This is a genomic window from Acetobacter nitrogenifigens DSM 23921 = NBRC 105050, from assembly GCF_000429165.1.
In the GTDB taxonomy this organism is placed as follows: Bacteria; Pseudomonadota; Alphaproteobacteria; order Acetobacterales; family Acetobacteraceae; genus Acetobacter; species Acetobacter nitrogenifigens.
The window spans coordinates 1-22,740 of the sequence record NZ_AUBI01000009.1 but is presented as its reverse complement, the minus strand read 5'-3'; the positions used below and the strand labels follow the sequence as shown (position 1 = coordinate 22,740).

The window sequence follows — 22,740 nt, the reverse complement described above, 5'->3', positions numbered from 1 at the left end:
CGAGCATGGGCATCCTGCTCCGCTCAAGCTTTGTGATCGTGGATAGCCTGACTCCTGGCGTCTCCGACTTCAGCGTGATTTTTTGGTCGCATACGGCGCTTCGCTCTAAAACGGTTTGTCCCGTGCTGTAATGGGGGGCGTCGAGACAATGAACGCGGTATGGTGTTGTAAGCGAGAAAATCTTTGGCATTGCCGTACAGAGGGTGGATTCTAATGTGAAAATACCATTTTTTATTGGAATAATTGGATTTTTTGCGACCGATGCCGACTGGCAATTTATCGGTTGAAGGTAAAATTATTCAATAACATACAAGCGATGTTTTGTTGTGTATCGGTATGTTCTGCTTGAATTGAACATCGTTCGAGAATAAATAATAGCCATTGTATATCCTTGTTTCGTTATAAGAGCATAAGATTATATTTCGATTATAAAATGTTTTTTTGAATAATTTTTTTCGAAGCCTTGCCATGAAAAAAACTATATGGCTTCGTCGATCAGGCGCCTTTCATTCCGAAACCGTGACATCTATCGTTCAGCCGATGACAGGCCGCAAGTAACGGATAATCGCCTGAAGCGAAAGGATGTGTGCGTCCATGCCCTGACACCTGAAGCCCATCCACCGATCCGCACGACTGCGGTTTAGGGTTCGTCTTCTTCGTTGCCGCCGGAATCGAGTGTGCGATGCTCTGTTTTGAACGGGTCTTACTGTAACGAATGGAAAGGGCTGGTTCGCGGGACGTCCTGCAGCCCTGCGGTCGGGCGAGGCTCGTGTTGGCGCCATGGCGTGCGGCAGCCTTTCGCTTTCGTCTTCCGATTTTCACGCGGTCGCTCTCGTGCGCCGCTCAACGCAGGAACCATCTCGATGTCTGATTTCTCGGTGACTTTCCACGATCTCAGCGCGACCAAGGGGTTTCCGTCCGAACTTCTCAAACGTACAGAAAGCGATCTTTCTGTCTTTCTCGACCGTGTGAAGCCGATCATTGAACGGGTGAAACAAGAGGGCGATGCCGCCCTGCAGCACTTCGCTCGTGAGCTGGACGGAGTCACGGCGCCGGAGATGACGATCCGCGCGACGGAAGAAGAGTTCGACGAAGCGTTCGCCAGGATCGAACCCGACGTAATGGACGCCATCAAATACGCCATCGGGAACATCAGGCGCTTTCATGAGGCGCAAAAACCCGAAGATAGCTGGATGATAGAGGTTCAGCCCGGAATCTGGGCGGGGGACCGGTGCCTGCCGATCGACTCTGTGGCGTGCTATGTGCCGCGTGGTAAAGGGTCGTTCCCGAGTGTCCTGAACATGACGGCCATTCCCGGCATGGTTGCGGGCGTACCGCGTCTGATCGTCGTGACGCCGCCAGCGCATGACGGGCGCGTGGACGCTGGAACGTTGGTGGCGGCGCGGCTGATTGGGGTCAGGGACGTCTACAAATGTGGCGGCGCACAGGCGGTCGCGGCAGTCGCCTTCGGTACGGAGACAGTACCTGCCTGCGCGAAAATCGTCGGTCCGGGCAGCCCATACGTGGTCGCGGCGAAACGCCTGTTGAGTGACGTTCTTGATCCCGGCGTGCCTGCGGGACCGAGCGAGGCGATTATTCTCACCGACGACAGCGTCGATCCGGTTCTTGCCGCCCTGGATCTGATTATTGAGTCGGAGCACGGACCTGATTCTTCCGCCTGGCTCGTCACCAGCAGTCGTCGTGTGGCGGAAGGCGTACGCACGGCGCTGGAAACGCATTGGGCGGCAATGGAAGCGAAGCGGGCAGGCTTCTCTCGTTCGGTTCTGGGCGGCGAGCATGGCGGCATTATTCTGACTGCAGACTTCGATGCGGCTGTCGCGTTCACCAACGCCTACGCGCCGGAGCATCTTGAAATCCTGACTGCGGATCCAATGGCCGATCTGGGCCGCATCCGTAACGCGGGAGAGGTTCTTCTCGGGCATGCTACGCCGGTGACGCTGGGTAATTATGTGCTTGGCCCGAACGCGGTTTTGCCGACCAATCGTGCTGCGCGAACACACTCGCCGTTATCCGTTCATGATTTCATGAAACGGATGTCGTTCGCCCGGGTGTCTGACGAGGCTTACCGCGAAGCCGCGCACCACGCGGAACGCTTCGCGCGGTTCGAGGGTTTTGACGGCCATGCACGCGCGGTCTCTTCCGCCCGTCCAATGCCGAAGGTTGCGCCGCGATGAACGTCTTCGCGCCGCACGAAGTGGGGGCGGCCGGAATACTACGCGCAAGGCGTGAAGGTCGACTTGATGAGGCGAGCCAGGCGCTTGCGCAACTGATCAGGGAAGAGTTCGGCTTTGAGCCCTATGATATTTCGTTCGGCACAGATGGCTACAGCCTCAACTCGGTAAATGGCTTCGTGACGCGCGACGACGGCGCTGTGTTTTTCTTCAAGTTTCACCATGAGGAAGGCGAGGAATCGGTTCTTGAGGAATTCTATCGTGGCGAGATCCTGCAGGACGCGGGATATTCCGTGGACATGCCAGCCTATGTATGTCGGCGGATAGGGCGGCAGATCCTGCTTTACGACCGGCGCACCACGCCGCGTCTGGCAGACGCAGCCCGCGCTGTGGATCTGGGGCGTTCACTCGCGGGCGGCGATCATGATTCTCTGATCTCTGCGCAGGATGAGCTCGATCGTCTCAGCGTCAGGATATATCGCGAGACCTGGCATCCGATTGATGCGGCGGAGAGCGCCGCCGAGCCGATCCATCAACTATTCTACCACCGGCTCGCAGCTCCGGCGGACGCGGATGGCCATGTTTCGCTGGGTGGCCGCGCGGCTGCGTTCTTCGCTGACGAGCGACTCTTCGCATTGTCAGGCGCGACGCTGACAGGGGCGCAGGTAAAAGCGCTCCACTGGGTGATCGATGGCACGCGTTACGAAGGCACGCTTGGCGGTATTCTCGAGCGCAGTCTCGCCCTGCTATCGCCTGCGTCTCTCGCGCAGTATGGCGGCGTGATAGCGCATGGCGACGCACATAACGCCAATGTCTGGTTTACGGCTGCGAAAAACGCGACGCCCTCTTCACTCACCTTTTTCGATCCCGCGTTTGCAGGACGCAATATCCCGGCTCTGCTCGCCGAGGTGAAAGCGACGTTTCACAATATCCTTGCTCATGCTGACTGGCTTTATCATCCGGCCGACCTTGCCGAGGCTCCTGCGCTTCGGCTGAAGGGAGGCGTCGCGCATGTGACGACCAACTGGTCTCTTACGCCGTTGCGTCGCGCGTTCCTGCGCGGCAAGGCGCGTCTGTTGTGGCGTCCGTTGTTGGCGGATCTGCGCGCCCGTGGCGCGCTTCCATCTGAGTGGCGAGAGACATTGCGCTGCGCGTTGTTCTGCTGTCCGACGCTGGTCATGGACCTGCGCGTCCCCCCGCCGGAAATCGCCGCGACTGAGCAGCCTGCGCGTCACACGCCTGCTTCGTCCCTGCTTGGACTGTCGATCGCAATGATGTGCGGCGCCCCCGCCTTGGGCGACGATCTGGTGTCGCAGTTCCTGACCGCGATCGATCCGGAGACCGCAGCGCCTTCGTTTGAGTCGATCTGAGATCGGGCTCGGTGACGGATGCTGCGGGAGACTGCGATTGCGACCGGAGCCGTCAGAAAGATCGCGGTGACGCCAACGATTTCCGTCATAAAGCTGGATTCTTCGTCTGGCCCGATCACGCCGAGCCACCGTTGGGCGTACTTTATTGACGCTGTGTGGCTGGGGCGTGTGATCGCCGCGCCTACAGTTCAATTTATTCAAGTCGATCAATCCGGCCGCCGGTCTGGCGTCCAATGATGTAATACGCGCCAGGAGGCAGCGGCCCCTCGCCTGCGACCGCCGCTGACGCAAGACCGGTCGTCAGCAGCGTAAGGCAGTGTCATGCGAGTGGAGACGCCTCGCGCTCGGCGATGTGGCCGGCGAGATAATCCGCGTCGTGCCACACGCCCCAGATGAAGGGCGATGCGCGCCGCGACAGCCACGCGAGGCCGAGGAAGTAGAGGCCGGGCGTCTCTGAAACGCCGCAATCATGGTGCGGTTGGCCGTGTTCGTCGAAAACGTCCAGATCTATCCATCCGAAATCCAACCGGTAGCCGGTCGCCCAGATAATCGTGCTGATCCCGGCTTTCGCCAGATCCAGTGTCGTCAACGGATTCGTCACGCTGTCTGGCAACGCGCCAAGTTCGCGTGCCGCGGGTTCTTCGGGCAGATCAAGGCCATGCTCGCGAACATAAGCGTCCGCCGCGTCGAGCATCGCAAGATAGTTGGCGTCGCCGGCGGCCACGTTGCGTTCGAGATCGGCGGCAAAACGCAATGCGCCGTTCTCATAGGCTTCGGTGCGACCGACAAGGGTGATGCCCGTCGCCGCGATATCACGAAAATCGACCGTATGTCCGCCGCGCGCGCCGCTGACCGCAATCGTCACATGTTCGGTGCCGGGGCCGGGAACTTTCATGTCCCACATTCCCAGAACGCCGAGCCACCAGACGAAATCGCGTCCTCGGTAACGGCGGGGCGGCCGGTCATGGGGGCCAACGGACAGCCATACGTCGCGTCCTGCGCGACGCAGTTCCTCGGCGATCTGCGCGCCGGACGATCCGGCGCCGACCACGAGCACGCCGCCGTCGCGCAAGGCGCTCGGGTTGCGATAGGCGTTGGAATGAATCTGATCGACTCTGCTGTCCGGCGGCAGGATCGCGGGAAAGGTCGGTTTCTGAAACGGGCCGGTAGCCACGACCACGTTGCGGCACCGGATCGTCCCGTCAGCCGTCTCTGCTTCGAAGCCTTCTCCTTCCGGGGCGCTGCGCAGCGCCGTGACTTCGACGCCGCAACGAATGGGCGCGCCGATCTGGTCTACATATCCCTCGAAATACGAGACGATATCGGATTTCGAGGCGAAGCTGTCGGGATCGAGTTGCTCGAATTTGCGGCCTGGGAAGCGGTCATGCCACGCCGGTCCGTTTGCGACGAGGGAATCCCAACGCTCCGCGCGCCAGCGTTGGGCGATTTTTCCACGTTCGACAACAAGATATGGAATGTTGCGCTTGCCGAGATGTTCGCTCATCGCGATACCTGCCTGCCCTCCGCCGATAATGAGGGTATCGACGGCTTCCACTGCATTTCCTGCCGACATGCCGGAGGTCTCTCCTGAACGGACATATGAAGCCTCTGTCAGAGGCGCGTAATCCTTGCTAGTGAAATTCCAACGAGATCGAAACAATTGAATTGATAGGGCTTGCTTAGAATTTTCCTAAGAAGCGCCGATATTTTGTTTCGAAAAAGATGCATCGATTTCTTGAATCTTTGCGGGACGCGCTCGTGGGGGTTTGTTTGGCGTGCATGTCGTGCTGTCTGGCGTCTGCTGTCGGAGTGGAAACGCCGCTCCAAACGTACGACGCACTTGACGATCCAGCACGCTGCGTTTCTTCAGGATATGGTTGATGGACGGCTTATGGCCCCGCAAATAGATTGAGAGTGTCGACACTGGCATCTGGAAATTCTGGGAGGGGCAGGGCGAGGCGCTTTTTTCGTGCTCGATTCAAGTGCGGTGGTGTCCGCAACGCTTCTTGACCCCAGCGCAGGCACGGACGTTTGAGTTGGACGACACTCCGTTCGCCACTAATGCGGCGGCCGGTGGTTACACGGCGGGGCGTCACCGATTGCCGGCGGAGCATCGGAGCCGATTGTAAAATGCGCCGTTCACACGGGGCGCATGTCGAGATGTATGTGTGCCCGAGGGTTTGTGCTGGAGGGCTGCGGTAGCGTGCATGGCGGCAGCGGAGCGTCTTTCCTGAACGCGCCAGCTGTCGCTTGTACTCCTGAGGCCTTCACAAGCCTAGCGTGAACCAACAGTATTTGCGGGATGGACGAATATCAGAAGTCCGACTTTGTGCAGCCCTGCTGTCACGCCTGAGCCCGGCGCTGCGGGCCGTAGTCCCGGTCCGCCGCCATAGGGCAGAACGTCAAACAATCTTCTTGAAATTACCGACGTAAAGCCCGGTGCGAAGACGTCGGAGCACTGCGTCTCAAAAACCCGGGCGGCGCGACGGTGAAAGCCGTCGGCCGACCGGACTGTCGTTATTGTGCGGCGCCGGACGTCGCATCCAGCGGCTTGCCGTTGTAACGTCCGGTAAGCGTTTTCAAAAAGGCGGTGATATCCTCGATATCGCCGTCTGACAGATCGCGCCGCGGGGTCTGATAGCGCGCCATTTCACGCACGGCCTGCTCCAGCGTCTTAGCGCTTCCGTCGTGGAACCACGGGCCTGTTAGCGCGACATTACGCAACGTAGGCACAAGAAACCGCTGGCGATCGAGTTCGTCCTGCGTCACTGCGATGCGTCCGCTGTCGGCGTCGGTCAGCGCGCCTCCGCGTTCATGGAAGTAATCGCCTTCCAGGCCCATGACTTCCATTGCGCCGCCGCCCATGGCGGGGCCGTTATGACAGCCGGAACAGCCAACGCTCTTGAAGAGTTCGTAACCGTGCTTTTCCTGCGCGTTCAGTGCCGAGGCGTCGCCCTTCAGATACAGGTCGAAGCGGCTATCCGGCGTTATCAGCGTTTTTTCGTATTCCGCGATCGCGTCGGTGATCGTGTCCTTGCCGATAGGCTGGTCGGGATAAAGGCGGGCGAACGCATCGGTATAATATGGATCGGACGACAGTTTTCCCGCGACTTCCGACCAGTCGTGTGACCCCATCTCCAGCGGGTTCATGACTGGACCCGCCGCCTGATCGGCCAGAGTCTTTGCCCGCCCGTTCCAGAACTGGACGATGTTGTAGGCCGAGTTGTAGACGGTCGGCGCATTGATGGGGCCTTTCTGGCCCTTGATGCCGGTCGCCGTCACCAGATTGTCGACGCCGCCTTTGTCGAGCCCATGGCAACTCGCGCAGTTCAGCGTGCCGTCGCCGGAAAGGCGTTTGTCGAAAAACAGTTTTTCTCCGAGAACGACCTTGTCCTTATCGACTGGCAGGCTCTCGGGGATGGGCTGCACCGGTTCGGCGGCGAAAGCGGGAGCGACCCCGGCCGTCTGGTAGTGCGCGCGTCGCTCCGCCTTCACCCAATCCAGAATGGCGTTACGCTGATCGCCGGACAGATGCGCGTGCCAGTGCATCAGCAAATACTGCGCCGGAGGCATCCGGTTCTGCTGGATGACTTCTTCGATGCGCGACAACTGTTCTTCGCTCGGCGCGTCGCCTTTACGAAACGCCTCGATCACCGGCTCCATTCGGAAATGACGCAGGCCTTCACGCAGGTCGTGCTGCATCAGTTGATGAGCGCCCGGTAGGCTTGCATAAAAGGGGAGGGCGGCGCCCTGCGTATGGCAGTAATCACAACGCGCTTCATCCAGCGCGTTGAATGCGGCCAGAGCGACGGGGTTATGCCGCGTTGGGGATTCTGCCGGAAGCGTAGGTGCGCCAGCGCGATCATAATGCGTCAGATAAGCAACCGTAGCGCCGTAGGCGAGCAGACCAGCCCCTGCGATTCCCAGAACAATGCGTTTCACCTGCGCCCCCATGTCGATGCCATGCATTCCGTGCATCGATGTGAGGGGTGTGAGTTAATCTGTCAAAATAATAATTTTGATGAAAACAATCGACTATGTCGATCAGGCATCGTCGCCTGTTGGCCCCTCGCTCAACCGTTGGCGCGCGACGGCGACATAGGACGGATCAATTTCAAGCCCGATCCCGCGCGCGCCCAGTCGCGCGGCGGCCAGAAGGGTCGTCCCGGTCCCCATAAACGGGTCAAGAACACGGGCGTTCGGTTTGCCATGCAAGCGGATACAAAGCTCGGGCAATTGCACCGGGAACGTGCCGGGGTGATTGAATTTCTGTAACCGATCCTGAACCGTTTCATACGGCACGAACCAAGTGTCGCCGCGACAGCGGCGGTCCTGCGCGTGGCCGCGCCGTGCGATGTTGCTTTTATCCTTGAACGGCACGCCTGCTGCCAGCCGATCCAGCAGTACGTCGCCCTTCAGCGTGAGATGGAACAGGTGCTCATGGTTCCGGTTGACGTAGCGGGCGCTGTTGACCGGCTTGAAATGCCCCACGGAATCGCCCGGAATCGCGATCGATTTCACCCACGAGATATGGTTCTGCAGCGCGAACAGGGAGCGCAGGCGCACTGCAAGTTCGAACGGCAGCCAGGGCTCTGCGGACGTGCCTGCGATGTTGAGGAAAAACGAGCCGTCGGGCCGGAGCACGCGGCGAATTTCAGTCGCGACCTCAATCATCCAGTCGAGGTACTCGTCCTCCCGACGCCGATCGCGGTACTTCGCGTAGCCCAGGCCGATATTATAGGGTGGCGAAGTGACCACAACGTCGATTTCGCCCGCCTTCATGCGTTGAAGCGCTTGAAGGCAGTCGCCAAGCACGATTTCCTGCCCGGCGACATGAAAACGGCGAAGGCGGGCAGGCTTCGTCGCCGGGGCGACGGAGGAAGGCGCTTTAGGCGATAGAGGCGACGCTTTTGTGGCGTGCTCACCCGCTTCCGACCGTCTGGGGGTCGGCTTCGAAGGCTTCACAGGCATATGGCTTTAGCGCTCCGGGCGAGCCTGTGCAGCGTCAGGCGCTCCGCGCGGCAGACAGGCGCCAGCTGGAGCCAGCGTTGAGAAGGCGCTCGAATGTCCAGAGATCGGAGAATTCGGTCACAGATTCCGTGCCGTGCACAGGCTGCCCGTTAGAATCGACGGTCAGGCTGATCTGGTCCGACACCACACGTGCGTCGATCGAGACCGCAGTGCCGGCAGCGATGTCCGCCATCCTGACATCTTCGATCGCGATCGAGTTGATGCCGCGAATCTCGCTACGCTGAGTTTGTCCGGCTGCTTCGCGCGCAGTGATCGCGGCGTCAAACGCAGTGAAGGCTTCCGGCGTCAACCGCTCCTGCAGCACGGCGCGATCTCCGGCCGCAAACGCTGTGACGACCTGACGAAACGCGCCTTCCACACCGGTCAGGAACTGCTGCGGGGTAAAGCCGCGATCCTTCTCCGTCACGGCTGTGAGGACCTGCCCGAGGCGTGTGCCGGACGCCGGAATGTCGAATTTCGTCGTCGAACTTTGCTCCGGTCGTCCTTCGATAATGGGGCCAACGGGTTCGCGCGCCATCGGCGGCGCCACGGGCGCAGCCTGAAGCCCCGCCTTCTTGCCCAGAACGCTACGCAAGCGAAGGGCGAGAAACGCCGCGATCAGGGCGAAGAGAACGAGATCGACCGGAAAGTGGCCGAGGGAGAAGTCCATGTGCGGCGTCATCCGTAGTTCATGCCCAAGGCGTCACGCTCTGACGCGCCCCGAACGTCTGGTCCAGATACGATAGAATAGGCAGCGGCGCAGGCTGGCGCAATGACCGACGGTCTATAGCGCCAGCCGCGCCGCCGGGCCTGCCCGTTTCACGCTGCGAAGAGCGATAGGAGGCAGGGTCTCAAAAACATTGCCGAGCGGCGGCCTGAGGCCTTATCTCAAAAGCATGATCGTTCTCAGACATTGCGAAAGCGAGTTCAATCGCCTGTTCACCGCCACGCGGCGCGATCCGGGCATCTCCGACCCTCCGTTGTCCACGCATGGTCTGGCGCAGGCGGACGCGCTCGTGACGGCGCTGGCCGGGCAGAAGATCCGCCGGATTCTCGTCTCTCCGTTCACGCGCGCCCTGCAAACTGCCGCGCCGGTTGCGCGAGCGCTCTCCCTGACGCCTCAAGTGCGCCCGCTCATCCGGGAGCGCGCGGCGTTTTCGTGCGATATCGGCTCTCCGCCTGCTCAACTGGCGCTGCAATGGCCAGGACTCGATTTCTCCGGGCTGGAGGAGCAGTGGTGGACTGAAGGCGTTGAAACACCTGAAGAAGTGGAGGAACGCGCCGCCCTCTTCCGCGCGGAGATGGCGGCGGACCCGGAGTGGCCGCACACGCTGGTCGTTTCCCACTGGGGTTTTCTCGTCGCCTTTGCTCGCGTGAGCATGGAGAACGGGAGTTGGCGTCGCCTCGACCCGACGGCGCCTTTGACACACTGATCGCGCCGGGCTGAAGCTTCAATAATCTTCCGGCCGCGAGACGGTTGGCGAAGCGCGCACGCCATGCTACCGCCGCGGGAGCCCTACCACGGCACGAGACGAAGGAATCGACCACATGTCCGACACGAACCAGACCATCGCCGAGGGAGCGCCGCCTGCTCTGCCGCTGGCGATCAACCTGCAGTACACCAAGGACCTGTCGTTCGAGGTTCCGGCCGGAGCCGAGATTTTCGCCTCCCTGCGCGCCGCGCCGCAGATCTCTGTGAACATCGACGTTCAGGCGAACCGCCTGCAAAACGACCAACAGGTGTTCGAAGTCGCTCTGACCATCAAGTCGGAAGCGAGCGAAGCTCCGGAGACCGAAGGTGGTCCCGCCGGCCGCAAGGTGTTCATCGCTGAGCTGACCTACGCCGCTGTCGTTACGCTTACCAACGCGCCGCCGGAACTGGTCGAGCCGATGCTGCTCGTCGAAGTGCCGCGTCTGATTTTCCCCTATGCCCGTAACATCATGGGCGATGTGACGCGTGATGGCGGATTCCCGCCGGTTGTGCTGCAGCCGATCGACTTCGTCGCCCTGTGGCAGGCGCGTCGCGCCGAGTTCCCGCAGACAGCCGGCAACGCCTGATCGGGTTGATTCACCCTTCGGGACGCAAGGTGAGGATTATCGACGCGATGCACAGGTTCAATTCTCCAACGTTTTCGCGTTTCTCCCTGCGTTTCGGCTCTGGTCTGCGGCGTTCGGCGCTGCTGCCGGTTCTGGCTCTTTGTCTTGCAGGTCTGTCTGGTTGCGCGGACACCGAGTCCGCCTCTCAGCCTTCCGCTGACGCTCAGCCGCCTGCGGAGGCGCCAAAGCGCATACCACCGCAGGACTTCCCCCCGGGCACAGTGGCGGAGATTCCGCCGCCGGAAGGGACGAAGCTGGTCAACGATCCTTCTGCGCCAAACAATACGCCGCTATGCGGCGCTGCGGCGCAGGAAGCGAACGCGACTGGCGCATCGATTTATCCCCAACCTCTGTCGAGTGGCGACAGCTGCGTGCAAAACGCCTGCTTTGACCCGGCGACGCTGACCTACATCGCATCGGACGGCACGCGACGCGTCTGCCGGTAAGGCGATCGCCCGACCTCGACGGACCGGGTAAAATTTCGCCAGAGCAAAAATACGGCTTGTTCGCGGGCCGAGACGTGCGGGGGGGGGGTTCCTGAGCGCGCCAATCTAAAGATGTCGCCGTGCGAAACCGTGCACGGCCGTCAGTCCGCCGCACAATTTTGCAAGTCCCGGCGTTTTCCGTCCGGCGGAAGGCGCCGTGTGCAAGCGATGCAAAGGTTCTCCGACTTCTCAAATACCACGCCTGCGATACGTAAGACTGCGAAGACGGAAAATGTGCGGGCGACAAGCGCCTTGAGGCGCCGTTCATCGCAGGGTAAAATAATCCCTGAACATACGCACTCATTTCGCGAATGATTGGATAACTGTTCGCGCGTTTCGGGCGCGGGTCTTACGTCACGATGCGGCGTTAGCGCCGCTCACTCTCACATTCAAGGCATGCAGCGCCGAGCAAGCCGGCGTCTTTGCCCAAAACTGCTTGCACGACCAGCGGCGCATCACACTGCACCAGAATTTTCTGCCGTACGCCGCGATCGATCGCAGCGATCAGGGCCGCGGAGCCGCCAAGTCCGCCTCCCACAGGAATGATCGTAGCGCCTGTCGTATTCACGACCAGCGCCAGCGCGGATCCAAGGTAGGCGAGATAGATGTCCATAGTCCGCCTGGCCTCAGGCTCACCGCCCTCCCACCGCGTCAGTATCTCCCTGCTGGTCGCCGCCGAACCGCCAGCCCACAGATGCAAGCGCTCCAGCGCCCGTGCTCCGGCAATGGTGTCGAGGCACCCGGTCTGTCCGCACCCGCATCGAAACGAGGGAATGACGCGGGACAGGTCGAGCCCGGGCGGCGTTGCCGGAGGCGGGATGATGAATGGCCCATGTCCCCATTCCCCCGTCACACCGCCAAGGCCGCGCACGAGACGCCCATCGATCACGAGGCCGCCGCCGACGCCTGTTCCAAGAATGACGCCGAACACATTTCTATGGCCGCGAGCGACGCCAAAACGCGCCTCTGCCAACGCGAAGCAATCTGCGTCGTTGGCGATCAGAACTTGTCGCTGCGTACGTTCCTGCAAAAGCGACGTTAGCGGCGCGTTCGCCAGGCATGGAATATTTGCGGCGTGGACGACGCCAGTTTCCGGGTTTTCGACTCCGGCGATGGCGATGTGCAGGGCTATGTCAGGCCATGGCGCGCAAAGTTTTGTCAGGATGTCGGCAAATGCCCGTATATCGTGGATCGGAGTCGGTTCGGCCTGACGGTGGGCGACGCGGCCGTCCGGGCTGACGACTGCGAAATCAATAAAGGAGCCGCCGATATCCGCGCATAGAATCATAAAAATTTCCGCATCTCTGTCTCACGCTCGTCGATCTGCGTGGAAGGCTCCGTCGAATGAATTCGGTTATCGAACGTCCGGTTTTTTGTAAATAAGATACAATGATTGCGCCGCAAATGGTTCATTTCATAAAAAAATGGTAGGCGTCATTTTCCCGCCGTTCTGTGGACGGACGCTGCTACTGGAGCCGCTATGCTTTCGCCCGGCCATTACCAGATACTAACGACTCTCAGCCGCGGCGGACCGTGCAGTCGCACAGACCTCGCTCGCACACTGGGTGTCAGTAAGGCGAGTATCTCGGGACTCGTGCGGGATTTGTTGAACCAAAATATCCTGTGTGAACAGGAGCTTGTGTTTGGAGTCGGGCGACCGTCTGTTTCGCTGGCGGTACGCGCCGACGCGGCGAGCTTCATAGGCGTGTCCCTGCAGCAGGATCCGGCCGTGCTGGTGCTGACTGATCTGCACGGCTCTGTGCTGGCGCGCGTGGAGGTGCCGCGCGCGGAGGATCCAGACCTGTGCGTCGAAAGTCTGGTTGCCGCAATCGATCAATTGCGTGCTGCGGGCGGCGCATCGACCGAGCGGCTGTCAGGCGTAGGCGTGGCGCTCCCCGGCTTCGTTTCGCATGATCGTCATACCTGCGTCGCCTCGACAGCGCTTGGCTGGCGCAATGTCGATATCGGCGCGGCGCTGACAGAGCGCACGGGGCTGCCGACTTGGGTGGAAAATGACGCCAACGCTTTGATTCTGGGCGAACAATTATTCGGCCCGCTGCGTGGAAGTCCTGATTTCAGCATGGTCTTCGTCAGCTACGGCATCGGTTGCGCGCACATCGTCAACAGGCGTCTGCTACGCGGCAACGCGGGCGGCGCGGGCGAAATATCGCATGCTCCCATAGCCATCGAAGGGTTCGGGGCCGCGCCATGTCGCTGCGGCAACAAGGGGTGTCTTGAAACTGTCGCGTCTCTTTTGGCGATCACCAATGCCGCGCGTCGAGCGGGGTTGCCTGAGGAAATCGGTCCGCTGGCTGCTCTGGCGGCGAAAGGGCAACCGGATGCGTTGGCGTTGCTGCACCGGGCAGGGTCGGCGTTGGGTCTGGCCACGGCGCAACTGATTCAGATGCTGGACCCCAGCCACGTCGTGGTGATGCTGGACCCGGCGCTGCACGACAGTGTTTTCGCGCATGCGCTGCGCAAGGAAGCGGATTCCCATATTCTCCATCGTGAGGGACCGGGGACGATGGTCACGTTCCGCGACTTTGCGCCGGAAAACTTCGCCAGCGGGGCGGCGAGTCTCGCCGCACGCTACTTCATTTCTGGCTCGGATGAATTGTAAGGCGTGCGCGTCTCGGTTCTCAGCGCAGGCTGATTGTCGTCTGCGCCCTCATTGTGCGACAGAAATGTGACATTTTCACAACAATGAGCTGGGTACGAAACGGAAATAATTTGTTTATATGATAAATTAATATATGAGGCTTTTGTAGATATTGCGGACAAAAGCGCGCCTGATCATTCTAATTTCAGGTTGGCAACGAACGGAGGCGCCGTTCGAATTGAGGAATAGAGCGCGATGCGAGTGTCCCTACGACAGATTTCAGTGTCCTGCACGGTTCTTATCGGACTTTTTAGCGTAGGCGCTCATGCGCAGACGGCTCCAAAAGTTAAGACGGTTGGCAAGGGCAATGTTCGTCACGCATCCGCTGCGGCGGCGGATGCGCCGTCCGCAAGCGGTCTGTCCGCGTCGGTTCTGGGGCAGTTCACGCAGGCGCCAGAGGAAATTTCAGTAAAGGGTGGTCTTCCTGCGGCGACGGGTATCACAAACCGTACTCCGGGCGGCGGATTGATGCCGGTCCAGACGGCGCCCCGCTCGCAGAGCGGCGTCACGCGCGATTTCATCGCCAAACAGTCGCCGACGTCCAATATTGCGTCCCTGATCGCCGATCTTCCGGGCGCCACAATGTCTTCGCAAGATCCGCTGGGTATGACCGGCGATCACATCACCATGCGCGGAATGAACGAGACCCAGATCGGCTACCTGTTCGAGGGAGCTCCGCTGGCGGATCCGATTAACTACGCGCCGTACACTACCATGTTGGTGGATACGGAAAACCTCGGCTCTGTCACGGTGTCGCAGGGGCAGCCGGATCTGAACGCTCCGTTCTATAACGCTGTTGGCGGACAGATCACCGCGACCGAGATGAATCCGTCGCATAAAGCCGGAGGCTTTATCGAGGCGGGTGGAGGAACGCACAGCGCCAACAAGGAATTTCTCCGTCTGGAAACAGGGGATATCGGAAACACAGGTATTCGTGGCTTCGTGTCGTTCTCGCATTCCGGCTATAACAACTTCCGCGGCCCCGGCGGTTTGTTTCGCTATCACCTTGATTCGAAATTCGTAAAAGAGTGGGGGCAGGGCAACAGCATCGCCGCCGTATTCTCCTACAACCGGCAGGAGGCTACGTCCTGGCGCGAGCCGACCAAGGCTCAGTGGAAAGAGTATGGTCTTGGCTTCAACTACGCGTCCCAGTTCACGCCCGGCGAGAGCACGTACTACAAGCTGAACCGCAGCAACCTGAACAGTCAGCTGATCGTGCTGCCAATGCACTTCACGCTGGCCGATAAGCTGAAGCTGCAGGTGACGCCGTATTACGTGCATCAGTTCGGTCCGTCGCTCGGCGGTGAAAATATCCCGGCTTCGGGCGGTTATTACGGAACGCAGCAGTATGGCACCATCACCGCTGGCACCAATGTCAATGGCAACATCCTGACCTCCAGCCGCGATCCGTGGAATCAGAAAACGGGTGGCATCAACGTCTCGGCTGACTGGGCGATCACGAAGTCGAACACCTTCTCCTTCGGTTGGTGGTACGCTTACACGACGCATGAAGAGCTTTCGGATTTCCGGCCGGTCTATGCAAACGGGCAGGGTTGGTCGGGCGACGTCATCACCGTCAACGGGAAGATTCTTTCCGGCTATGACCTGAACTTCGTCCAGCAGGTCAACACGCTGTTCATTGCGGACACCCAGAAGCTGTTTCATGACAAGTTGACCCTCAGCGCCGGTTTCCGTGTCGCGATGGTGTCACGTCAGGGCACGAACCTGATCCCCGGCGCTGACCCTTACAAGTTGCAAGGCAATTACTTCGAACCGCTGCCGCAGTTCGCCGCCAGCTATCAGATCACGCCGCATGATCAGGTCTATATCAACGGCACGACTTCTTTCCGTGCGCCAGAATCGGTCGAGGCTTACTCTCAGATTTTCGACCCGAACAGCTCGCACGCCGTTGAGCAGCCGTCGAGCCTGAAACCGGAATACTCAATCGGTGAGGAAATCGGGTATCGCCATCAGGGATCGTTCTATAATTTCCAGGCGTCGTTCTTCAATTACAACATGACGAACCATCAGGTGACGTCGAGCGGCTACATCCCGAACACCAATATGCTGATCTCCAGCCCGATCAACGTCGGCGGAGAGACCGCACGCGGCGTTCAGGCGGAACTGGGCTTCAAGCGTTGGCATCACTTCGCTCCCTATTTCTCGGGGCAGTATCTGCACGCGACCTTTGACAACAACTACAACACGGGCTCGGGCCTGCTGCCGACAGCTGGAAAAACTGCGGTTGGCTCGCCGAAATTCACGGGCGCCATTGGCCTGAGCTATGACGACGGCACCTATTTCGGAAACTTCCAGCTGCGTTACGTGGACACCCAGTACACGACGTTCATGAACGACCAGAAGATGCCAGCGTACCTGACGTCCGACGTCACGCTCGGCTATCGCTTCAAATCCTACGGACGCGTTCGCCATCCGCAGATTCAGTTGAACCTGATGAATATCGGCGACAACAAATATCTGTCCGGCGCCGCAAGCTATACGGCCAGCGCCAATTCGCGCGTGACCTCGACCGGCGCGACTTACGCGGGCAGCTCGCCGACCTATATGGTCGCCGGTAACTTTGCGGCCTTTGTGTCTTTGTCGGCAGGGTTCTGATGTTACGCGACGGCTGCATGTCCCGCAGCCGTCGCGCCAATTTTACGCGTTGACGCCGGATCCCGGTAGGCCGTGGCCTGCCGTATGCAGCCGGGAGTGTTGTCATCGCTGACGGTTTTCGTCCGATCGCATGATGTTCTAGAACGGACGACCGAACGGGACGGGGCGCCTCTGCGCAGCGCCTCCTGAAAACAGGGAGTAAGGCGTTGCGGAAAATGATCGAGAGCCCGGCTGGCTCCTATGGCTGGCGGCCGGTGCTCATCATGGCGGCGCTGTTCTTCAGCATCGGCTTCGTGACCTGGTTGAACGGCCCGCTTATCACCTTTGTGCAGGTGGCGTTCAGCCTTGACGACGTCACGGCTTTTCTCGTGCCGATGTGTTTTTATCTGGCGTATTTTTTCTTCCCGCTTCCCGCGACGATGCTTTCCCGAAAGATCGGGCTTCGTAAGGGGCTGATCGTCGCTCTCTTCGTCATGGCGGCGGGAACGGCGCTTTTCGGCGAGTGCGTCACGGCGCGTTTCTACGCCGGGGCGCTCGGGGGACTGACGGTCATCGGCGCCGGGCTCTCCCTGTTGCAGATCACGGTCAATCCTTATGTCAGCCTGCTTGGCGATCATGACCGTGCGGCGCAACGCATCGCCATCATGGGTACGGCTAACAAATTTGCGGGCATTCTGGCTCCGATGCTGTTTGCCGTTCTGGTCATGCCCCATGTGAGCGAAGTCGCCGCCAGCCTTCGCAGCATTCCTGCAGGACCAGAACGCGACACGATTCTGGCCAATTTCGCGCACGCGGTGCATGCGCCGTATGCGGCGATGGCCGGTGTGCTGGTTCTGCTCGCCATACTTGTCGCGCGGTCCTCTCTTCCTGAAATTTCCCTCGACGCCGCAACGCCGACAACCTCAGGCTCTCGCGCGCACCCGCTTTGGCTCGTCACCGGGGTGTTGTCGATGTTCCTTTATGTCGGCGTCGAGGTTCTGGCCGGTGATGCGATCGGGCTTTACGGGCGCTCGTTCGGACTGTCGCTCGACGTCACCAAATATCTGACGGCGCTTACGCTTGCGGCCATGATGGCGGGCTACCTCGTCGGCATGGTCGTCGTACCGCGGTTCGTCACGCAGCGGCGTTATACAGTGTTCTGCTGTGTGCTCGGCATCGCGTTCTGCTTGCTGGCGCTGGTCGCCGCCGCGACGTCCGGCTCCGGGATGGCGCCGGTTCTATGTGTGGCGTTGCTTGGTTTCGCAAACGCGATGATTCTGCCAGCCTTGTTCCCTGTCGTGCTGGCGGAGGCCGGAGCCGACCCCGGAACGGCGACTGCGTTCCTCGTCATGGCGTATTCCGGCGGCGCCGTCATACCGCAGATTTTTGTCCATCTCGCGCCCCGCATCGGTGTTGCCGAGGCGTTCATGGCGCTGGCCATACCGTGCTATGTCGTCATCGCTGTCTGGATGCTCGCCTTCATGGCGCGCACGGCCGAGACGTCATCCCCGGCAGGCCTGAAGCTTACGGAAGGTTGATAAGCATGAAACTGGTCATCTGCCCGGACGCGGCCGCCGCCCGCGCGGTGGCGGCGCGGGTCATCGCCCGTCAGATCCGCCGCAAGCCGTCCTCCGTTCTGGGGCTTGCCACGGGACGCACGATGGAGGCGATCTATCAACTGCTCGTCCGGGAGCATGTCGAGCTTGGTCTCGATTTTTCCGAAGTCACCACGTTCAACCTTGACGAATATGTCGGCCTGCCGGGCTCACACGAACAGTCTTATCGCCATTATATGCGCGCGCATCTGTTCGATCGGGTGAATATTCGCTCTGAACACGCGCACGTCCCTGACGGCGCTGCCGCCAGTCCGGACGTAGAGGCTTTGGCTTACGAAGCTGCGATCGTCTCCAGCGGCGGCATCGACCTGCAATTGCTTGGGCTCGGGGAAAACGGTCACATCGGCTTCAACGAACCGCTGTCGGCCCTACGCTCACGCACCCGCGCCGTCACGCTCGACCGCGCCACGCGGGAGCAGAACGCAGGCATGTTCGGCGGCGATCCGGATAGCGTTCCCGCGCGTGCGCTGACTATGGGCACCGGGACCATTCTCGACGCCCGCGAAACGCTGATGGTCGTCACGGGAGCGGCCAAGGCGGATATTCTGGCGCGCGTCGTGGAGGGGCCTGTTTCCGCCTTCGTGCCGGGATCGGCATTGCAATTGCACGAACGCTGCCTGGTCGTGCTTGACGAAGCTGCAGCGTCTGGCCTGACGCAGCGCGACGTGATCGCCTGGCAGATGAGCCACGACCCGGAGCTGACTGCGTTGCTTGAGGCTGTGCAGGGGTGACGGCGAAACTCGTTCCCGGTCTTGAAGTTTGCGTCGATTCCATCGGTGGTCTGCGCGCCGCGTGGGAGGGAGAGGCGGACCGGATCGAATTATGTGCGGCCCTGTCGCTAGGGGGGCTGACGCCGTCTCCCGGTTTGCTGGCCGTGGCGGCGCAGGGCGCGACGCCGGTCTATGTCATGATCAGGCCGCGTGGCGGAGATTTCGTCTTTTCTGTTGATGAGGAAGCGACGATGCGCCGCGATATCGACGCGGTCGCCGCCGCCTTCGCGCAGAAGGATGGGGCTGTCGGCGTCGTGCTGGGCGCGTCGCTTGCTGACGGGCGGCTCGACGTCCCCTGTCTGGAGAGCCTGTTGCAACATGCTCGCTCCGTCGGGTTGTCGCGCGCCACGCTTCATCGCGCTTTCGATCTGACGCCGGATCCTGCCGAAGCGCTGGAGCAGGCTATCGGGCTGGGGTTTGAGCGCGTGCTGACATCCGGTTGCGCGAAGACCGCCCGCGATGGCGCCGAAATATTGCGGATGCTGTGCGAACAGGCTGGCGACCGCATTTCGGTCATGGCTGGTGGCGGCCTTACGTCAGAGAACGTCGCGGAGGTGATAGCCGCCACGGGCGTCATGGAGGTTCATGCCTCCTGCCGGGGGCCTGCCCCGCAGGAGCAGGAAGACGGGCGCGTCCTCGCGTTCGGCTTCGGAGCGCGTCCGGGAGAGACGGACGCCGGGCGTGTGCGCGCCATGCGCTCCTGCGTTATGTCTACCGCAAGAAACGGAGAATAAAGCGTATGAAAAGAGGTTTCTCGACCGGATTCAGGGCTGGTCTGATGGCTGCGGCGGCGTTGCTGGCGTTCGACATGGCGGGCGCTCCTGTGGTCGCCGCGACGCCGGGCGCATCCGTCGCGTCGCAATCCGCAGCACTTCCGGCGCTGATGCCCGCTCCGTCGTCGGCGCAGTTTCCCGCTGGCGCGCTGCCTGCGTCCGGCGGTTTTTCCGTGACCTGGGACAGTGCGCCCACGCCGATGCTCGACCGCGCTGCTGCGCGGTTTAACGCAAGGACAGCAATTCTGGCTGGCGGCGCACGCGCCGGGGCGAGCAGTGCGGCCATTCCGGTGCGCGTGCACGTCGGCGAAGATCCGAACGTGCTGACCGTTCAGGCGAAAGAGGGTTACACACTCTCGGTTGGAGCCAATGGCGTCATGTTGAACGCCGACGGTCCCACAGGCGTCCTGCGCGGTTTTGCAACGCTGGCGCAGTTGATCCGTGTCGGTGCGAGCGGCCCGGAACTGGCCTTCGCGACCATCTCCGACGCGCCTCGTTTTCCGTGGCGTGGCATGATGATCGACACGTCACGGCATTTCATGAGCGTAGAGACGGTGAAACGCCAGATCGACGCGATGGAGCTGGTGAAGCTCAATGTGCTGCATTTCCATCTCAGCGACGGAACCGGATTCCGCGTCGAGAGCAAGGTGTTGCCTTCTCTGACGTCGAAAGGTTCGCACGGCGAATACTACACACAGGCGCAACTGCGTGATCTGGTCGCCTACGCCGCCGATCGCGGCGTGCGCGTCGTGCCGGAATTCGATGTGCCGGGCCATGCTTTGGCCATTCTGCTCGCGCGTCCTGACCTTGCCGCACAGCATCCGGTCGACCCGAATCCTAAGAACAAGAACAATGCGGCTCTCGATCCTACAATTCCGGGCACGCTTGAGCTGATCAAAAAGCTTTACGCGGAAATGGGCGCTATCTTCCCGGATCAGTACTTTCATGCTGGTGGCGACGAGGTCAGCCCGAAGCAGTGGACAACCAATCCGAAGATCGTCGCCTACATGCATGCGCACGGCTTCGCCACGCCGCAGGCGCTGCAGGCGGCCTTCACCGCCGACGTCGAAAAGATACTGGCTTCGCAAGGCAAGATCATGGTCGGCTGGGACGAGGTCAGCGAGGCGCCGATCCCAAAGAACGTGGTCGTCGAGGCTTGGCGCAGCTCCAAGTTCATCTCGTCCGCTACTGCGGAGGGGCACCCGGTCATTGTCGCCGTCGGGTATTATCTCGATCTGCTGCAATCGGCAGGACAGCATTACCTGGTCGATCCGTATGACCCCTCCTCGGTCGGCGTGACGCGTGAACAGGCGAACAAGATGCTCGCCAAGGGCGGCGACCCTGTCCTGATCAACGCGTTCCTGAACGACCCGGCTCCGCCACCGCTGAACGACGCGCAAAAGAAACTTGTGCTGGGTGGAGAGACGCCGCTCTGGGCTGAACTGGTGACCGACGAGACTCTGGACGCGCGGTTCTGGCCGCGCAGCGCTGCGATCGCCGAGCGCTTCTGGTCGCCCGCCGCCGTGCGCGATGTCGACGACATGTATCGGCGCCTTGCGACGGTCGATACCGAGCTGACCGCATTGGGCCTGCAATCCGAAGTCAACACGCGCCGCATGATGGCCCGTCTGGCGCCGGAAGATCCCGACGCCGTGCAGACCTTGGTCAGCGCCATCGTGCCGATTCGCAATTATCGTCTGAATCGCTATTCGGGCGCGCATGGCGACCATCTGGACGAAATCGCGGAGATCGCCTCTCCGGACCCGATTGCGTCGATCCGTTTCAACGCGCTGGCGGCTCGCTATGCTGCGGGCGACCATTCGGTCGCGCCGGAACTGCGTGCGCAGTTGCAGGCGTGGAAAGGCAATGACGCCGCCTACACCAAGGTCGCGACCAGCCGAGGGCTTGTCGAGGCCATCCCGGTGTCGCACGACGTGGCGAGCCTCGCGACGCTTGGCCTGAACGCTCTCGACGGGAACGCGGGGGTTTCTGATGCGGCGGCTCGCGCTGTTCTCGACAACAACCTCGCGCAGCTGGCGCTCTCGACCGACATCACAGCGGCGTTCGGCGCAGCCAATACGCCGGTTGCCGGCGTGATGATCGCGTTCGCGCCGGGCGTGAAAGCGTTGCTCGGCAAGTAGCGGACTGTCGCTTTGGCGACATGAAAGCCGGCCGAGTTCCGGCGCTCGGCTGATGGCGGATCGAGGTTGCGACGCCTCGATCCGCTCGACGATATGTTGCGTCGAGGGTGACGCAACTTCGCGTGACGTTCCCGCATGCGCGGGGCTTGTGCGATGTCTGGGGCTGCAAATATGGCGGTGCCAGATAAAGCTGCCTGACGTCGCCGGGCGTTAGTGAATGCCAACGCTGAAATGAAGCATTTTCAGTAGCCCTGCGGCTCCGGATTAGGTTGCGGCATTTCCATAAAACCGCGGTTCGTACGAATGGCGACGGCACCGGTCGGACGGATCGGGGGGCCAGAGATTCGGCGCAGCGGACGCTAGAGGTTCTTTGCGCTTAGGGTCAGGACTCTGCTTTTGAGATAGAAAATGAGGACTGCGGCGATATGGATTGCGGGCATGACGCGGTGAACGTAACCGTTGATCAAGTCCAGGATAGCCTGCTTACGCTGATTGATCTGCTTGTATATTTAGTGAGTACGCGCGTCACTCTCAGGCAGGCAATGCGATTGTCTGAAGGCGCGGTCGGCGGTCAAAATTATACTGTGCTTCCGACATGAAACAAAAACTTACTACCTCACCGAAGCTGCCAACCCTATCTTTGAAGCGGAGGCACCTGTGGTTTCGAATGATCCGTTTTCGGCTATCTGGCAAGAAGTAGCCCAAGAGGGCGCAGCTACACTTGGCAGGCAACTAGGGCCTGTTAGGTCTTGAAAGACGGAGCGCACTGCATAGCTCTTTGTCATGAGCATGATACAGTCTGTATTTTCCGATGATGCATGGTCGATCTGGGAACCTCTGATCGAGACGGTTCGTCCGAAAGGCAAAACCCCGCCTCGCGATCTGCGACGGACCATGTCAGCGATTTTCTGGCGCCATCAGAACGGCGCGAAATGGCGCTCCATTCCTGCTGAACTCGGCCCCTGGTGGACGGCAGCCCAACTCTTCATCCGCTGGGCAAAGCTCGGCGTCTGGCAGGCTCTGTTTGAACAG

The 22,740-nt window shown here is 60.8% G+C and carries 17 protein-coding genes; 12 read left to right on the top strand and 5 right to left on the bottom strand.

The window, feature by feature from the left end:
• The first annotated feature begins 863 nt into the window (after positions 1 to 863).
• On the top strand, positions 864 to 2,195 hold the full coding sequence (gene hisD, locus G442_RS0111170; RefSeq protein ID WP_035376545.1) for a histidinol dehydrogenase: 1,332 nt from the start codon (positions 864 to 866) through the stop codon (positions 2,193 to 2,195).
• Entirely contained in the window at positions 2,192 to 3,562 is a 1,371-nt protein-coding gene (locus G442_RS0111165) for a hypothetical protein (protein ID WP_051292223.1), read from the top strand. The genes hisD and G442_RS0111165 overlap by 4 nt, the downstream gene beginning before the upstream one ends.
• A gap of 319 nt (positions 3,563 to 3,881) precedes the next feature.
• Here G442_RS0111165 and G442_RS21975 read toward each other — a convergent pair whose 3' ends face one another.
• The 4 genes from G442_RS21975 to G442_RS0111135 form a co-directional block, all read right to left on the bottom strand.
• Positions 3,882 to 5,135, bottom strand: a complete 1,254-nt coding sequence (locus G442_RS21975; protein WP_035376536.1) for a flavin-containing monooxygenase — start codon at positions 5,133 to 5,135, stop codon at positions 3,882 to 3,884.
• A gap of 944 nt (positions 5,136 to 6,079) precedes the next feature.
• Positions 6,080 to 7,504: a cytochrome-c peroxidase gene (locus G442_RS0111145; protein WP_026398058.1), complete on the bottom strand. Its 1,425-nt coding sequence runs from the start codon at positions 7,502 to 7,504 to the stop codon at positions 6,080 to 6,082.
• 102 nt (positions 7,505 to 7,606) lie between these two features.
• A complete protein-coding gene (locus G442_RS0111140) occupies positions 7,607 to 8,533 on the bottom strand; it encodes a DNA-methyltransferase (RefSeq protein ID WP_026398057.1) in 927 nt (308 codons plus the stop codon).
• Between the two features lie 34 nt (positions 8,534 to 8,567).
• Complete coding sequence (locus tag G442_RS0111135; RefSeq protein WP_026398056.1) at positions 8,568 to 9,242, bottom strand: Tim44/TimA family putative adaptor protein; 675 nt, start codon at positions 9,240 to 9,242, stop codon at positions 8,568 to 8,570.
• A 226-nt stretch (positions 9,243 to 9,468) separates the two neighbouring features.
• On the opposite strand from G442_RS0111135, the gene G442_RS0111130 reads away from it, so the two are divergent.
• From G442_RS0111130 to G442_RS0111120, 3 genes are all read left to right on the top strand, one after another.
• A complete protein-coding gene (locus G442_RS0111130) occupies positions 9,469 to 10,005 on the top strand; it encodes a histidine phosphatase family protein (protein WP_026398055.1) in 537 nt (178 codons plus the stop codon).
• 115 nt (positions 10,006 to 10,120) lie between these two features.
• A complete protein-coding gene (gene secB / locus G442_RS0111125) occupies positions 10,121 to 10,630 on the top strand; it encodes a protein-export chaperone SecB (RefSeq protein WP_026398054.1) in 510 nt (169 codons plus the stop codon).
• Between the two features lie 47 nt (positions 10,631 to 10,677).
• Positions 10,678 to 11,115, top strand: a complete 438-nt coding sequence (locus G442_RS0111120) for a hypothetical protein (protein WP_246789419.1) — start codon at positions 10,678 to 10,680, stop codon at positions 11,113 to 11,115.
• A 406-nt stretch (positions 11,116 to 11,521) separates the two neighbouring features.
• Here the strand turns inward: G442_RS0111120 and G442_RS0111115 are convergent, their stop codons facing one another.
• On the bottom strand, positions 11,522 to 12,442 hold the full coding sequence (locus G442_RS0111115) for an ROK family protein (protein ID WP_026398052.1): 921 nt from the start codon (positions 12,440 to 12,442) through the stop codon (positions 11,522 to 11,524).
• A 192-nt stretch (positions 12,443 to 12,634) separates the two neighbouring features.
• On the opposite strand from G442_RS0111115, the gene G442_RS0111110 reads away from it, so the two are divergent.
• From G442_RS0111110 to G442_RS0111075, 7 genes are all read left to right on the top strand, one after another.
• Positions 12,635 to 13,774 (top strand): ROK family transcriptional regulator, encoded by a 1,140-nt coding sequence (locus G442_RS0111110; RefSeq protein ID WP_026398051.1) that lies wholly within the window; start codon positions 12,635 to 12,637, stop codon positions 13,772 to 13,774.
• 234 nt (positions 13,775 to 14,008) lie between these two features.
• Complete coding sequence (locus G442_RS0111105; protein ID WP_026398050.1) at positions 14,009 to 16,429, top strand: TonB-dependent receptor; 2,421 nt, start codon at positions 14,009 to 14,011, stop codon at positions 16,427 to 16,429.
• A gap of 215 nt (positions 16,430 to 16,644) precedes the next feature.
• Entirely contained in the window at positions 16,645 to 17,946 is a 1,302-nt protein-coding gene (gluP, locus tag G442_RS0111100; protein WP_051292221.1) for a glucose/galactose MFS transporter, read from the top strand.
• A gap of 5 nt (positions 17,947 to 17,951) precedes the next feature.
• Positions 17,952 to 18,755 carry a glucosamine-6-phosphate deaminase gene (gene nagB / locus G442_RS0111095; RefSeq protein WP_026398048.1) on the top strand — a complete coding sequence of 268 codons (804 nt, stop codon included), beginning with the start codon at positions 17,952 to 17,954 and terminating at the stop codon, positions 18,753 to 18,755.
• Positions 18,752 to 19,528, top strand: a complete 777-nt coding sequence (locus tag G442_RS0111090; protein ID WP_026398047.1) for a copper homeostasis protein CutC — start codon at positions 18,752 to 18,754, stop codon at positions 19,526 to 19,528. Before nagB ends, G442_RS0111090 begins: the two co-directional genes overlap by 4 nt.
• A 5-nt stretch (positions 19,529 to 19,533) precedes the next feature.
• Positions 19,534 to 21,708 (top strand): beta-N-acetylhexosaminidase, encoded by a 2,175-nt coding sequence (locus tag G442_RS0111085; RefSeq protein WP_246789418.1) that lies wholly within the window; start codon positions 19,534 to 19,536, stop codon positions 21,706 to 21,708.
• Positions 21,709 to 22,497: 789 nt separating this feature from the next.
• A partial coding sequence (locus G442_RS0111075) for a transposase (RefSeq protein ID WP_154660370.1) occupies positions 22,498 to 22,740 on the top strand: 243 nt, incomplete at its 3' end.

What these genes read in the sequence shown, in the direction of transcription:
- G442_RS0111140 (WP_026398057.1), bottom strand. Translation starts at nt 8,533, where the DNA reads ATGCCTGTGAAGCCTTCGAAGCCGACCCCCAGACGGTCGGAAGCGGGT.
- G442_RS0111165 (WP_051292223.1), top strand. Translation starts at nt 2,192, where the DNA reads ATGAACGTCTTCGCGCCGCACGAAGTGGGGGCGGCCGGAATACTACGC.
- G442_RS0111135 (WP_026398056.1), bottom strand. Translation starts at nt 9,242, where the DNA reads ATGGACTTCTCCCTCGGCCACTTTCCGGTCGATCTCGTTCTCTTCGCC.
- G442_RS0111110 (WP_026398051.1), top strand. Translation starts at nt 12,635, where the DNA reads ATGCTTTCGCCCGGCCATTACCAGATACTAACGACTCTCAGCCGCGGC.
- G442_RS0111130 (WP_026398055.1), top strand. Translation starts at nt 9,469, where the DNA reads ATGATCGTTCTCAGACATTGCGAAAGCGAGTTCAATCGCCTGTTCACC.
- hisD (WP_035376545.1), top strand. Translation starts at nt 864, where the DNA reads ATGTCTGATTTCTCGGTGACTTTCCACGATCTCAGCGCGACCAAGGGG.
- G442_RS0111085 (WP_246789418.1), top strand. Translation starts at nt 19,534, where the DNA reads ATGAAAAGAGGTTTCTCGACCGGATTCAGGGCTGGTCTGATGGCTGCG.
- G442_RS21975 (WP_035376536.1), bottom strand. Translation starts at nt 5,135, where the DNA reads ATGTCGGCAGGAAATGCAGTGGAAGCCGTCGATACCCTCATTATCGGC.
- secB (WP_026398054.1), top strand. Translation starts at nt 10,121, where the DNA reads ATGTCCGACACGAACCAGACCATCGCCGAGGGAGCGCCGCCTGCTCTG.
- gluP (WP_051292221.1), top strand. Translation starts at nt 16,645, where the DNA reads ATGATCGAGAGCCCGGCTGGCTCCTATGGCTGGCGGCCGGTGCTCATC.
- G442_RS0111120 (WP_246789419.1), top strand. Translation starts at nt 10,678, where the DNA reads ATGCACAGGTTCAATTCTCCAACGTTTTCGCGTTTCTCCCTGCGTTTC.
- nagB (WP_026398048.1), top strand. Translation starts at nt 17,952, where the DNA reads ATGAAACTGGTCATCTGCCCGGACGCGGCCGCCGCCCGCGCGGTGGCG.
- G442_RS0111105 (WP_026398050.1), top strand. Translation starts at nt 14,009, where the DNA reads ATGCGAGTGTCCCTACGACAGATTTCAGTGTCCTGCACGGTTCTTATC.
- G442_RS0111115 (WP_026398052.1), bottom strand. Translation starts at nt 12,442, where the DNA reads ATGATTCTATGCGCGGATATCGGCGGCTCCTTTATTGATTTCGCAGTC.